Source organism: Pseudomonas sp. MEJ086 (genome assembly GCF_030209025.1).
GTDB lineage: Bacteria > Pseudomonadota > Gammaproteobacteria > Pseudomonadales > Pseudomonadaceae > Aquipseudomonas > Aquipseudomonas fulva_A.
The window spans coordinates 62,798-75,582 of the sequence record NZ_JARVSV010000029.1 but is presented as its reverse complement, the minus strand read 5'-3'; the positions used below and the strand labels follow the sequence as shown (position 1 = coordinate 75,582).

At 63.9% G+C, this 12,785-nt stretch carries 8 protein-coding genes; 4 read left to right on the top strand and 4 right to left on the bottom strand.

Going from position 1 to position 12,785, the window contains the following annotated elements; translation table 11 throughout:
• Window positions 1–31: 31 nt before the first annotated feature.
• Together QRN22_RS18915 and QRN22_RS18910 are read right to left on the bottom strand one after the other, a co-directional pair.
• Window positions 32–1,615: a rhodanese-related sulfurtransferase gene (locus QRN22_RS18915; protein WP_042551989.1), complete on the bottom strand. Its 1,584-nt coding sequence runs from the start codon at window positions 1,613–1,615 to the stop codon at window positions 32–34.
• Window positions 1,616–1,618: 3 nt separating this feature from the next.
• Window positions 1,619–2,221, bottom strand: a complete 603-nt coding sequence (locus QRN22_RS18910; protein ID WP_042551988.1) for a cysteine dioxygenase family protein — start codon at window positions 2,219–2,221, stop codon at window positions 1,619–1,621.
• Between the two features lie 375 nt (window positions 2,222–2,596).
• Here QRN22_RS18910 and QRN22_RS18905 point away from each other — a divergent pair, with 375 nt between their 5' ends.
• From QRN22_RS18905 to QRN22_RS18895, 3 genes are all read left to right on the top strand, one after another.
• Window positions 2,597–3,691 (top strand): LLM class flavin-dependent oxidoreductase, encoded by a 1,095-nt coding sequence (locus tag QRN22_RS18905; RefSeq protein WP_042551987.1) that lies wholly within the window; start codon window positions 2,597–2,599, stop codon window positions 3,689–3,691.
• Window positions 3,688–4,632, top strand: coding sequence for an ABC transporter substrate-binding protein (locus QRN22_RS18900; protein ID WP_042551986.1), 945 nt, complete (start codon window positions 3,688–3,690; stop codon window positions 4,630–4,632). The genes QRN22_RS18905 and QRN22_RS18900 overlap by 4 nt, the downstream gene beginning before the upstream one ends.
• Before the next feature lie 98 nt (window positions 4,633–4,730).
• The gene (locus QRN22_RS18895) at window positions 4,731–5,714 is read left to right on the top strand and encodes an ABC transporter substrate-binding protein (protein WP_042551985.1); all 984 of its coding nucleotides are present in this window, start codon (window positions 4,731–4,733) and stop codon (window positions 5,712–5,714) included.
• Between the two features lie 406 nt (window positions 5,715–6,120).
• Here the strand turns inward: QRN22_RS18895 and QRN22_RS18890 are convergent, their stop codons facing one another.
• Together QRN22_RS18890 and mltF are read right to left on the bottom strand one after the other, a co-directional pair.
• On the bottom strand, window positions 6,121–6,600 hold the full coding sequence (locus tag QRN22_RS18890) for an REP-associated tyrosine transposase (RefSeq protein WP_042551984.1): 480 nt from the start codon (window positions 6,598–6,600) through the stop codon (window positions 6,121–6,123).
• Between the two features lie 604 nt (window positions 6,601–7,204).
• A complete protein-coding gene (gene mltF, locus QRN22_RS18885) occupies window positions 7,205–8,668 on the bottom strand; it encodes a membrane-bound lytic murein transglycosylase MltF (RefSeq protein WP_042551983.1) in 1,464 nt (487 codons plus the stop codon).
• A 199-nt stretch (window positions 8,669–8,867) separates the two neighbouring features.
• On the opposite strand from mltF, the gene purL reads away from it, so the two are divergent.
• Window positions 8,868–12,764: a phosphoribosylformylglycinamidine synthase gene (gene purL, locus QRN22_RS18880; protein WP_042551982.1), complete on the top strand. Its 3,897-nt coding sequence runs from the start codon at window positions 8,868–8,870 to the stop codon at window positions 12,762–12,764.
• The last annotated feature ends 21 nt before the right edge of the window (window positions 12,765–12,785 follow it).

Below are 12,785 nucleotides of genomic sequence, written 5' to 3'. Positions count from 1 at the left end.
ACGTCTTACGGTTTTCCACCGCGCATGAACGTCAGATCACCCTGAACCCATGGGTGCCATCCCGGCCGAGTTGTTCGACCAGGCCGAACTCCCAGTCCAGATAGCCCTGCATCGCCTCGCGCGGATTGTCCGTGCCCTCGTACGGGCGGCGATAGCGGTCGCTGCGCGGCACGGCCAGGTGCTGTTCGCCGGATTCGTCCGGCAGGCCGGCGGCGAACCAGGCAGCATTGCCGCCAGCCAGCAGGAACACCGGTTTGCCGGTCAGGGCCTGCAGTTCATCCACCACGAAGCGCGCCAGCAGGCTGCTGCCACAGGTGACTACGTAGCGTTCGGCCACCGGCAGGTTCTCCAGGGCCTGTGGCAGTTGTGCGCGGATGGCCCAGTGAGCCCCGGCGATGTGGCGTTTGACGTGGTTGGCGCTGGTGGTGAAGTCGATCACCACCGTATCGCCTGCTGCCAGCCAGCTTTGCAAAGTGTGCGGGCTTATTTCCTCCGGCTGCGGCAGAGCGGGCAGGGGGGCGATCCAGGCGCCGGTTTCGCTGAAGGCGCTCTGTGGCAGGTTGTCCAGCACGTGCACGTCCCAGCCCAACTGAGCCAGCCAGGAGGCGCTCATGTTGGCGCGCACGCCATCGTCGTCAGCGAGCACGATGCGCGCGCCACGTACGCTGGCGAAATGATCGGTTTCCTGAACCAGTTGGCCGCCCGGCGTGGAGCGCGCGCCGGGCAGGTGACCGGCTTCGTACTCTTCCGGCGTGCGCACGTCGAACAGATAGGTGGTACGCGCCGGTTGCGCCTGCCAGGCGCTCAGGTGCTCGAGTGTGGCGCGGCCGACGCCGGCCTTGTCGGCCACGACGCGGGCCGATCGTGCGGCCTGTTCATGGTTGTTGGTGCTGACCCCGCCGAAGCGCCGGCTCTGGCCATGCTCCAGTTGCTGGCCGGCCAGGGTCCAGCCGATGGTGCCGTTGCGTAGCGCGGCGACCGGGTTGGGCACGCCGGCATTCACCAGCGACTGGGTGCCGATGATGCTGCGGGTGCGCCCCGCGCAGTTGACGATGATTTGCGTGGCCGGATCAGGCGCCAGCTCGCGGGCGCGCAGCACCAGTTCGGCGCCCGGGACGCTGATCCCGGTAGGGATGCTCATGGTCTGGTATTCGTCGAAACGGCGGGCGTCGAGCACCACCACGTCGGCCTTGGCATCGAGCAGGGCCTGTACTTCTTCGGCCGCCAGCGAGGGCGTGTGGCGCTGGCTTTCCACCAGTTCGCCGAAGGCCTTGCTCGGTACGTTGACGTCACGGAACAGCTCGCCACCGGCGTTGCGCCAGCCGGCCAGCTGGCCTTCCAGCAGGGCCACGTCGCTGTAACCGAGTTGCAGCAGGCGCTCGGCGGCGACCCGGGCCAGGCCTTCGCCGTCGTCGTAGACGGTGATCGTGGTGTCGCGGCGCGGCACCCGGGCATGGATTTCCAGTTCGAGTTTGGAAAGCGGAATGTTGGCGGCGAACAGTGGGTGGTCTTCGGCGAAGGGCGCCTCTTCGCGCACGTCGATGAGGGCGACTTCCTGCTGTTGCAGCAGGGCGGTGCAGATATCGGCGAAAGAGCGGGTTACGACTTGGCTCATGGTTCAGGACTCGTGTTGGGCGGGCTGCCGTTGGGCAATGGAAGGCGGCGTGGAGTAGCCGGAGATGAACAGTTTTTCGCTGCCGTCCTCGCGGTACACGGCGCGATGCACCGCACCTATGTCGGCACCGTAGACGTGGATGCTGATCGACACGCGATCGTCGAACGCATTGCTGACCTGATGGATGTCGCCAATGCGCGGCGATACCGCTTCCACCTGGCCAGGCTCCAGGCGCACGGCATCACCATCGGCATGCAGGCTGCCGTCGGCCTGACGGCTGAAGCCCTGGGAAGCCTCGGCGCCGCGCAGCATGCCGATCAGCCCCCATACACGATGGTCGTGCACGGGCGTGCTTTGTCCCGGGCCCCAGACGAAGCTGACCACCGAGAAGCGTCGCGCCGGGTCGAGGTGCAGCAGGTACTGCTGGTAGCGCTCGCTGCTTGGCTGGGCCAGTTCGTTGGGCAGCCAGTCGTCATGACTGACCAATTGCTGCAGCAGCTCGCCACCGCGTTCGATCAGGGTGCCCTCGTCGGGCTCGCGGTTCAGCAGGTCCGAAAGGCTGGCAACGAAGACATTCAGGCGTTGTGGCGTTGCGGGATGACTCATGGCGGGAATCCGTAGCGGTTTGAAGCCTAAGGTAGCAATCCGCTATTGATTATAAAAATTCAATTTATTCATAAGCTAATATGCGTATTGAGTAATTTCAGGCGCGTCGTTCGGCTCGCTTCGCTCCGCTGCTCGCTTCACTCTTCGGGCATGCCGGGGCGATTTCCATGCTCATCGCCTGGCCAAAGCCCACGCTTGAGCCTGTTTCCTTGGTTTTGATTATTTTGCATATTAGGTTATTCCTAAAATGAATTTCATTTCCTGTTCGGCTATCTATAAATTTTATAAGAAATAGCCAGTAAAGACGTTTTAATTATAAGTGGGCGTTTGCAGCACCTTGGCTCCCGGACATGACTACGTGACAGGAATCGCGACATGAGCATTGAAATCATCGGCATGATCACCGCGGCGCCAGCGTCGGAAGTGGATCAGCCTCTGGGCGATGCGGTGGATCCGGCGTTCGTCGCCAGGTTCGCCCAGGCTCATGAAGCGGCGGGCTTCGACCGGGTGCTGGTTGGTTACTTTTCCAACGGCCCGGAGGGGGCGGTGGTCAGTTCCTTCGTGGCTGCCGCGACGCACAAGCTGGGCATCCTGCTGGCATACCGGCCCGGGATGATCGCACCGCCCCTGGCCGCGCGGCAGCTCGCCACGCTGGATCAGTTCAGCGCTGGTCGCCTGGCACTCAATGTGGTCAGCGGCGGTAATGACGAGGACCTGCAGCGAGACGGCGACTACCTCGATCATGCCCAGCGTTATGCCCGCACCAACGAATACCTGCGCGCGCTGAAGGCCGTCTGGACGGCCGATCAGCCGGTGGATTTCAGCGGCGACTTCTACCGCTTCCAGGGCGCCTCGCCCGCGGTGCGCTGTACGCAGCGGCCGCACATCCCGATCTATTTCAGCGGTGCGTCTGCTGCGGCAGTGCAGGTCGCGGCGCAGCATGCGGATACCTACATGTTGTGGGGCGAACCTCTGGCTTCGGTGGCCGAGCAGGTCGCCTGCGTCAGGACGGCAGCTACTGCATATGGCCGCACGCCGCGATTCTCGGTGTCGTTCCGGCCGATCGTCGCGGACACCGAGGAGGCTGCCTGGAAGCGTGCCGCCGAGATACTCGAGCAGGTTCGCGAGAACCGCGTTCGTCTGGGCTTGCCGCTTACCGAACACGCTCCCGAGAACGTCGGCTCCCAGCGTCTGCTGGCGGCGGCGGGGCAGGGGGAGGTGCTGGACAGTCGCTTGTGGATGGGCGTCGCGCGGCTGACCGGCGCGCGCTGGAACTCCACGTCGCTGGTCGGCACGCCGGAGCAGGTCGCCGCGGCGCTGGGCGAGTACTACAAGCTTGGCGTGTCCACGTTTCTGATTCGCGGTTTCGACCCGCTGGGCGATGCCATCACCTACGGGCAGGGGCTGATTCCCGCCATCCATGAACATATCGCCCGTCTGGGCAACCCAGCAGAGGAAACCTTGCAATGAAACTGTCCGCATTGTTGCGTACCGCGTTGGCTGGCGCGCTCCTGGCCGCGCCGGTGGTCCAGGCTGCCGAGCAGATCACCCTGCGCGTGGGAGACCAGAACTACTACAACGTCCGCGCTTCGGTGGAGGCGTCCGGGGTGCTCGAAGGCGCTCCCTACAAGGTCGACTGGAAACACTTCCAGTCCGCCGCGCCGGTCGCCGAAGGCCTGGATGCCGGTGCCCTGGACCTGGGGTTTCTTGGCGATTCGGGGTTTATCTTCCTGGCCGCCAAGGGCGCGCCGGTAAAGCTCATCGGCGTATCGCGGCAGAACCCGGATACCATCGCCCTGCTGGTACCCAAGGATTCGCCGGCCAAGACCATCGCTGACCTGAAAGGCAAGAAGGTCGCCTACTGGCCGGGAGCCTGGAGCCAGCAACTGACGTTGCGTGCGCTGGAGAAGGCCGGGCTGCCCCGCGACTACGTGCAGTTCGTCAAACTGATGCCCATCGACGCCGCCGCGGCACTGCCACAGGGCAGCATCGACGCCTTCCCGGTGTGGGAGCCCTACATTTCCCAGCAGATCGTGTTTTCCGGCGCCAAACCGATCATCACCGCCCGCGACCTGATGCCGGGGCTGTCGAGCATCGCTGCCAATGCCGCTACCCTGGATGAGAAACGCGCGGCCATCAGCGACTTCCTCGGCCGTCTGCAGAAGGCCCGCGCCTGGGTCGATGCGAACAAGGAAACCTACGCCGACCTGTGGGCGAAGAAAGCCAATCTCGATCAGGCGGTATCGCGCCACTGGATCGGCCAGGCCAACATGAGCGTCGGGCCGGTGGATGAACAGGCTGCCCGTGACTATCAGGACACCGCCGACTTCCTCGTCGAAACCGGCGCGCTGCCAGAGGCATTCGACACCAGAGCGGTCATCGACACCTCGTTCGGCAACGCCTTCAAGTAAGACGGGTCTGTCCCCGTACCACGCAACGACTGTCTTTCGAGCCTGTGAGCGTTCCAACGCAGCAGCTCCCGCGCATCACCGCCACTGGAGCTTTCTGCATGTCCCGTTTTCGTTTTACCACCGTTTCTCTGCTGGCCGCACTGTCGTTCAGCAGCCTGTTGCAGGCCGCCGAGCCCGTCACTATCCGCCTGGGCGACGTGAAGGGCGATCGCTACGCCTCGCTGCGTGCCTCGGGTGAGCTGGAAAACCTCGCTTACAAGGTCGAGCTGACGCCGTTCGCCGCAGGCGCTCCGGTGCTGGAGGCGCTGAATGCCAATGCCCTGGATGTCGGCTTTACCGGCGATATCCCGTTCCTCTTCGTGCATGCTGCCGGCGCCCAGTTGAAGGCCGTTGGCGCCTGGCGTTACAACACCGAGACCGTGGCGCTGGTAGTGCCGAAGGACTCGGGCGCGCAAGGCGTGGCGGATCTCAAGGGCAAGCGCATTGCCGTCAATCGCGGCGGCTGGGGGCATTTTCTGGCGCTCGGCCTGCTGGAGAAGAACGGCCTGACCGACAAGGACGTGACCTTCTCCTTCCTCGGCCCGGTCGATGGTCGTGCCGCCCTGGTGCGTGGTTCGGTTGACGCCTGGGTGCCGTGGGAGCCCTACACCTCCAATGCCATCCTCATCGATGGTGCGCGAGTGATCGCTGACGGGCGTGGCATCATGAGTGGCTACTCCTATGCCCTGGCCAGCGACAAGGCCCTGGCCGACGCCGACAAGAAAGTCGCCATCGGCGATCTGCTGGTTCGCCTGGCCAAGGCTCAGCAGTGGGCGCTCGCCCATCCACAGCAGATGGCCGACGCCCTCTCCGAAGACCTCAACATTCCCCAGAACGTCGCCCGTCGCTGGGTTGAGGAAGCACGCATCCAGCCCGCGGCATTGGACGAGGAAGTTGCCACCAGCCTGCAGAACGCCGCGGACTTCTTCCACCGCCACGGCGTGTTACCGAAAAAGCTCGATGTACAGCAGGCGTTCGATTTCAGCCTGGCAGGAGACGTGCGCAAGGCGATTGCGGAGGATCAGTCGCAGGCCGCACGCTGACAGCGATATCGCCCGCAAGCGGGCGGGGCTAATCCAGTGATCCCAATCGTAGGAGCTGGCTTGCCAGCGATGCGATCCGGCAGGCGATATTGTCCGCAAGCGGGCTCCTACGGACTGGTGGTGATCCGGTGATGCCAATTGTAGGAGCTGGCTTGCCAGCGATGCGATCCGGCAGGCGCTATCGCCCGCGAGCGGGCTCCCACGGACCGTGGCTAATCCGGTGATCCCAATCGTAGGAGCTGGCTTGCCAGCGATGCGATCCGGCAGGCGATATTGTCCGCAAGCGGGCTCCTACGGACTGGTGGTGATCCGGTGATGCCAATTGTAGGAGCTGGCTTGCCAGCGATGCGATCCGGCAGGCGCTATCGCCCGCGAGCGGGCTCCTACAACCAGAGTTTGCTGGCGATCAGCGCTGGTCTTCGAGCCAGACGGCGTCCCAGAGGGGGTAGTCGGCTAGATGGCGAACCAGTCCTGCGCGCAAGGGGTTGGCGACTATGTAGCGGGCTGTTGGCAACAGCGCATCCGCGTGGCGCAGGGCATGGTCGTGGAAGCCTTTCTGCCAGAGCCGGCCGCTACGGCCACGGTAGTTATTGATGCTGATGGCGCTACGCGACTTCAATTGCCGCATCAGCTTTTCCAGTGGCATGTTTTCCAGTTGAATCAGCCAGTGCAGGTGGTCGGGCATGATCACCCAGGCCAACGAGCGCAGATGCATGCCATCGTGTAGTCGACGCATCTCCGCCACGAGGAGGCGAGCGAGTTGCCAGTCACGGAAGATGGGTAGTCGATTCAAGGTGACTGCAGTCAGCAGATAAATACGCCCGTGCTCGGAAACGCGCCCCGAACGCAAAGCATGCCCTCGGCGGGCAAAGTGGCTGGAATCCATTCCCGTGCCTCTCCGTATCTAAAACAATCTTCATCATCACACCGCGGGAGCGGGCTCCTACGGACCGTGGCTAATCCAGTGATGCCAATTGTAGGAGCTGGCTTGCCAGCGATGCGATCCAGCAGGCGATATCGCCCGCGAGCGGGCTCCTACGGACTGGAGCTGATCCAGTGGTTCCCATTGTAGGAGCTGGCTTGCCAGCGATGCGATTCGGCAGACGCTATCGCCCGCAAGCGGGCTCCTACGGACTGGAGCTGATCCAGTGGTTCCCATTGTAGGAGCTGGCTTGCCAGCGATGCGATTCGGCAGACGCTATCGCCCGCAAGCGGGCTCCTACGGACCGTGGCTAATCCAGTGATGCCAACTGTAGGAGCTGGCTTGCCAGCGATGCGATCTGGCAAACGCTATCGCCCGCAAGCGGGCTCCTACGGACTGGTGGTGATCTGGCGATCCCAATTGTAGGAGCTGACTTGCCAGCGATGCGATCCGGCAAACGCTATCGCCCGCGAGCATTTCTCTACGGACAATGGATCACCTTGCTCCGGCCGGCGAACCGATCTGACGACTGCAGTGGTCTGGAGGAGGAACCCTTCACGACAGCGCGCTAAAGCGGCGTCTTGTCCTGCTGTTCGGGGTGGTCCTTGGAGACGCCGGGGACGTGCAGGCCGCTTTCGGCGACCTGGCTGCCTTCCAGTTGCGGCTGGGTCACCCAGGTGAGGATGTCGTAGTAGCGGCGGATGTTGCGCACGAAATGCACCGGCTCACCGCCGCGGGCGTAGCCGTAGCGGGTCTTGCTGTACCACTGCTTCTGCGACAGGCGCGGCAGGATCTTCTGTACGTCGAGCCACTTGTTGGGGTCCATGCCCTCGGCTTCGGTCAGCTTGCGGGCGTCTTCCAGATGGCCACCGCCGATGTTGTAGGAGGCGAGGGCGAACCAGGTGCGATCCGGTTCGGGGATGCTGTCCGGCAACTGTTCCTTGACGTGCACCAGGTACTTGGCGCCGCCCTGAATGCTCTGCTGCGGGTTGAGACGGTCGGACACACCCATCGCCTGGGCGGTGCGCAGGGTCAGCATCATCAGCCCGCGCACGCCCGTCTTGGAGGTGGCGCCGGGCTGCCAGAGCGATTCCTGATAGCCCACGGCGGCGAGCATGCGCCAGTCCAGGCCGTTTTCCTGGGCGGCTTTGCGGAAGTGTTTCTCATAACGCGGCAGGCGTTGCTGCAGATGCTGGGCGAAGGTGTAGGCGCCGACGTAGCCGAGTACATCGACGTGGCCGTAGTAGCGCTCCTTCAGACGTTGCAGGCTGCCGTTGTCCTGAGAGCGGCGCAGAAAACCGTCGACCTGATCGAGCAGGCTGGTGTCTTCGCCCTGGGCCACGGCCCAGCCCAGATTGCGCGAGTCGCCGAGGTCGAAGCCAACGCGTACGTTGGGGAAATACACCTGGTTCATGGCCAGCTCGTTGGAGTCGACCAGGGTCAGGTCGATCTGCCCTTCATCGACCATACGCAGCAGGTCGACCACTTCCACATCGGCCGACTCCTCGTACTGCAGGTCCGGCTCCTCGATCTTCAATGCAGCCAGCTGTTCGGCATGACTGCTGCCCTTGAGCACCAGGATTTTCTTGCCGAGCAGATCCGCAGGGCGGCTCGGGCGGCGTTGGCCGTTGCGGTAGACGATCTGCGGAGTCACTTCCAGATAGGGCACGGAGAAGCGTGCGCTTTGCTGGCGCCCCTGGCTTTCCACCAGACCGGCGGCCGCGAGCACCGGCCCGTTGGGCTGGCCGAGGCGGGAAAACAGGTCATCGAGGTTGTCGGCGGTCTGGATTTCCAGCTTCACGTCGAGATCGTCGGCGAAGCGCTTGACCAGTTCGTACTCGAAGCCGGTTTCACCGTTGCGATCCTGGAAGTAGGTAGCCGGGCTGTTGCGGGTTATCACGCGCAGCACGCCTTCCTCCTTGATACGCTCAAGGCTGCTGGGAGGTTCCGCGCAGCCGCTGAGCATCAGGAGTAATCCGATCGCCGAGAGCCAACCGGCGTAGCGCTTGCCAATCAGGTAGGAGGAGGGCATCGGGGCAGTATACGCCAACGTCGTGCCGTTCCATATCTGGACAGCACCGCTTCGCTCTGCTAGGCAAATGCGCTTTTTTCGGCTTATGTGGCTCGCCACGTGCCGATGACCGCAGGGCGCGAGCGGGCGTGCCGCAGACGACGCTTTAGGCTAGAATATGCGGCCTCAAAGTACACCCCCTTCCCAGAGGCTGTCCCCGATGTTGATCCTGCGCGGCGCTCCCGCCCTTTCTGCTTTTCGTCACGGTAAATTGCTCGAGCAACTGACCGGCAAGGTTCCTGCTGTGACCGGCCTTTACGCCGAGTTCGCACACTTTGCCGATGTCGACGGTGCGTTGAGTGCCGATGAAGAGCAAGTGCTGGCCCGTTTGCTGAAGTACGGCCCGAGTGTGCCGGTGCAGGAGCCCAGTGGTCGTCTGCTGCTGACCATCCCGCGTTTCGGCACCATTTCGCCCTGGTCGAGCAAGGCCAGCGACATCGCCCGCAACTGCGGCCTTGGCAAGATTCGCCGCCTGGAGCGGGGCATCGCCTATTACGTGTCGGGTGAGTTGAGCGAAGCCGATGTGCAGCAGGCGGCCGCCCTCCTGCATGACCGCATGACCCAACTGGTGCTGAGCAACCTGCAGGACGCCGCCAAGCTGTTCAGCCATGCCGAGCCCAAGCCGCTGACCGCCGTGGATATCCTCGGTGGCGGCCGCGCCGCACTGGAAAAGGCCAACACCGACCTGGGCCTGGCCCTGGCCGAAGACGAGATCGATTATCTGGTCAGCGCCTTCCAGGGCCTGAAGCGCAACCCGCACGACATCGAACTGATGATGTTCGCCCAGGCCAACTCCGAGCACTGCCGCCACAAGATCTTCAATGCCAGTTGGGACATCGACGGCGAAAGCCAGGAGAAATCCCTGTTCGGCATGATCAAGAACACCTACCAGATGCACAGCGAAAACGTGCTGTCCGCTTACAAGGACAACGCATCGGTCATCGTCGGCCACACCGCCGGGCGTTTCTTCCCCAATCCTGAAACCCGCCAGTACGGCGCGGTGCAGGAGCCGGTGCATATCCTGATGAAGGTGGAAACCCACAACCACCCGACGGCCATCTCGCCGTTCTCGGGGGCTTCCACCGGTTCCGGCGGCGAGATTCGCGACGAGGGCGCCACCGGCCGCGGCGCCAAGCCGAAAGCCGGTCTGACCGGTTTCACCGTCTCCAACCTGAATATCCCCGGCTTCGAGCAGCCGTGGGAGCAGGCCTACGGCAAGCCCGAGCGCATCGTCACGCCGCTGGACATCATGATCGAAGGCCCACTGGGTGGCGCCGCGTTCAACAACGAATTCGGTCGTCCGGCGCTGACTGGCTATTTCCGTACCTTCGAACAGTCGATCAGCACTCCCCATGGCGACGAAGTGCGCGGTTATCACAAGCCGATCATGCTTGCCGGTGGCATGGGCAACATCCGTGAAGATCACGTGCAGAAAGCCGAGATCACCGTTGGCGCCAAGCTGATCGTGCTCGGCGGCCCGGCAATGCTGATCGGTCTGGGCGGCGGCGCCGCTTCGTCGGTCGCCACCGGCGCCAGCTCGGCCGATCTGGATTTCGCCTCGGTACAGCGCGAGAACCCGGAAATGGAACGCCGCTGCCAGGAGGTCATCGACCGCTGCTGGCAACTGGGCGACCAGAACCCCATCGCCTTCATCCATGACGTTGGCGCCGGTGGTATCTCCAACGCCTTCCCGGAGCTGGTCAACGATGGTGGCCGCGGTGGCCGCTTCGAACTGCGCAACGTGCCCAACGACGAGCCGGGCATGGCCCCGCACGAGATCTGGAGCAACGAGTCCCAGGAACGTTATGTACTGGCCGTCAGCGCCGTCGATTTCGAGCGTTTCCAGGCCATCTGCGAGCGCGAGCGCTGCCCGTTCGCGGTAGTCGGTGAAGCGACCGAAGAGCCGCAACTGACCGTAACCGACAGCCATTTCGGCAACACGCCGGTGGACATGCCGCTGGAAGTGCTGCTCGGCAAGCCGCCGCGCATGCACCGTTCGGTAACCCGTGAGGCCGAGCTGGGCGATGACTTCGATCCTAGCACCCTGGACATCACCGAAGCCGCCGAGCGCGTATTGCGCCACCCGGCCGTGGCCAGCAAGAGCTTCCTGATCACCATCGGCGACCGCACCATCACTGGCCTGGTCGCCCGAGATCAGATGGTCGGTCCGTGGCAGGTTCCGGTGGCCGACGTCGCCGTCACCGCTACCAGTTTCGACGTCTATACCGGTGAAGCCATGGCCATGGGCGAGCGCACCCCGCTGGCACTGCTCGACGCCCCGGCGTCCGGGCGCATGGCGATCGGTGAGACCCTGACCAACATCGCCGCTTCGCGCATCGAGAAACTCTCGGACATCAAACTGTCGGCCAACTGGATGTCCGCCGCGGGTCACCCGGGCGAAGACGCACGTCTGTACGACACGGTGAAAGCCGTCGGTATGGAGCTGTGCCCGGAGCTGGGCCTGACCATTCCGGTGGGCAAGGACTCGATGTCGATGAAGACCAAGTGGAGCGAGGAGGGCGCGGAGAAGAGCGTGACCTCGCCACTGTCGCTGATCGTTACCGGTTTCGCGCCGGTCGCCGATGTGCGCAAGACCCTGACTCCCGAGCTGCGCATGGACAAGGGCGAGACCGATCTGATCCTGATCGACCTTGGCCGTGGTCAGAACCGCATGGGCGCTTCGATCCTCGCCCAGGTGTACAGCAAGCTGGGCCGTCAGGCGCCGGACGTCGACGACGCCGAAGACCTCAAGGCGTTCTTCGCGGTGATCCAGGGCCTCAACGCCGACGGTCACCTGCTGGCCTACCATGACCGTTCCGACGGCGGCCTGCTGGTCAGTGCGCTGGAAATGGCCTTCGCCGGTCACTGCGGCCTGAACCTGCAGCTCGACGGCCTTGCCGAGGGCAGCGAGGAACTGGCGGCCATCCTGTTCAACGAAGAACTCGGTGCGCTGATCCAGGTTCGCCAGGACGCTACCCCGGACGTGCTGGCGCAGTTCAGCGCTGCCGGCCTTGGCGACTGCGTCGCGGTGATCGGCCAGCCGGTCAACAACGGCGATGTGGCCATCAGTTTCAACGACCAGCCGGTGTTCACCGGCCAGCGTCGCCTGCTGCAGCGTCAGTGGGCCGAGACCAGCCATCGCATTCAGCGTCTGCGTGACAACGTCGACTGCGCGGATCAGGAGTTCGATGCGCTGCTGGAAGAAGACAACCCTGGGCTGAGCGTCAAGCTCGGCTTCGACGTCAACGACAACATCGCTGCGCCTTACATCAAGAAGGACGTACGTCCGCAGGTTGCCGTGCTGCGTGAGCAGGGTGTCAACGGTCAGGTGGAAATGGCCGCGGCCTTCGACCGCGCCGGTTTCGCCGCGTTGGACGTGCACATGAGCGATATCCTCGCCGGGCGTGTCGACCTGAACGACTTCAAGGGCCTGGTCGCCTGTGGTGGTTTCTCCTACGGCGACGTACTCGGCGCCGGTGAAGGCTGGGCCAAGTCGGCACTGTTCAACGCCCGTGCCCGCGATGCCTTCCAGGGCTTCTTCGAGCGCAAGGACAGCTTCACCCTTGGTGTGTGCAACGGTTGCCAGATGCTCTCCAACCTGCACGAGCTGATCCCGGGTAGCGAGTTCTGGCCGCACTTCGTGCGTAACCGCTCCGAGCAGTTCGAAGCCCGCGTGGCCATGGTTCAGGTGCAGGAGTCGGCGTCGATCTTCCTGCGTGGTATGGCCGGTTCGCGCATGCCGATCGCCATCGCCCACGGTGAAGGTCATGCCGAGTTCGAAAGCGAAGAGGCACTGCTGGAGGCCGACCTGTCCGGCACCATCGCACTGCGTTTCGTCGACAACCACGGCAAGGTCACCGAGAGCTACCCGGCCAACCCCAACGGTTCGCCGCGCGGGATTACCGGCCTGACCAGCCGCGATGGCCGCGTGACCATCATGATGCCGCACCCGGAGCGCGTGTTCCGCGCCGTGCAGAACTCCTGGCGCCCGGACGAGTGGCAGGAAGATGGCGGCTGGCTGCGCATGTTCCGCAATGCGCGGGTGTGGGTCGACTGATCCGCAGTCGGTGACAAGAAA

Excerpts from the sequence above, each read along its gene's own strand:
- QRN22_RS18900 (WP_042551986.1), top strand. The coding sequence starts at position 3,688 with ATGAAACTGTCCGCATTGTTGCGTACCGCGTTGGCTGGCGCGCTCCTG.
- QRN22_RS18905 (WP_042551987.1), top strand. The coding sequence starts at position 2,597 with ATGAGCATTGAAATCATCGGCATGATCACCGCGGCGCCAGCGTCGGAA.
- QRN22_RS18910 (WP_042551988.1), bottom strand. The coding sequence starts at position 2,221 with ATGAGTCATCCCGCAACGCCACAACGCCTGAATGTCTTCGTTGCCAGC.
- mltF (WP_042551983.1), bottom strand. The coding sequence starts at position 8,668 with ATGCCCTCCTCCTACCTGATTGGCAAGCGCTACGCCGGTTGGCTCTCG.
- purL (WP_042551982.1), top strand. The coding sequence starts at position 8,868 with ATGTTGATCCTGCGCGGCGCTCCCGCCCTTTCTGCTTTTCGTCACGGT.
- QRN22_RS18890 (WP_042551984.1), bottom strand. The coding sequence starts at position 6,600 with ATGGATTCCAGCCACTTTGCCCGCCGAGGGCATGCTTTGCGTTCGGGG.
- QRN22_RS18915 (WP_042551989.1), bottom strand. The coding sequence starts at position 1,615 with ATGAGCCAAGTCGTAACCCGCTCTTTCGCCGATATCTGCACCGCCCTG.
- QRN22_RS18895 (WP_042551985.1), top strand. The coding sequence starts at position 4,731 with ATGTCCCGTTTTCGTTTTACCACCGTTTCTCTGCTGGCCGCACTGTCG.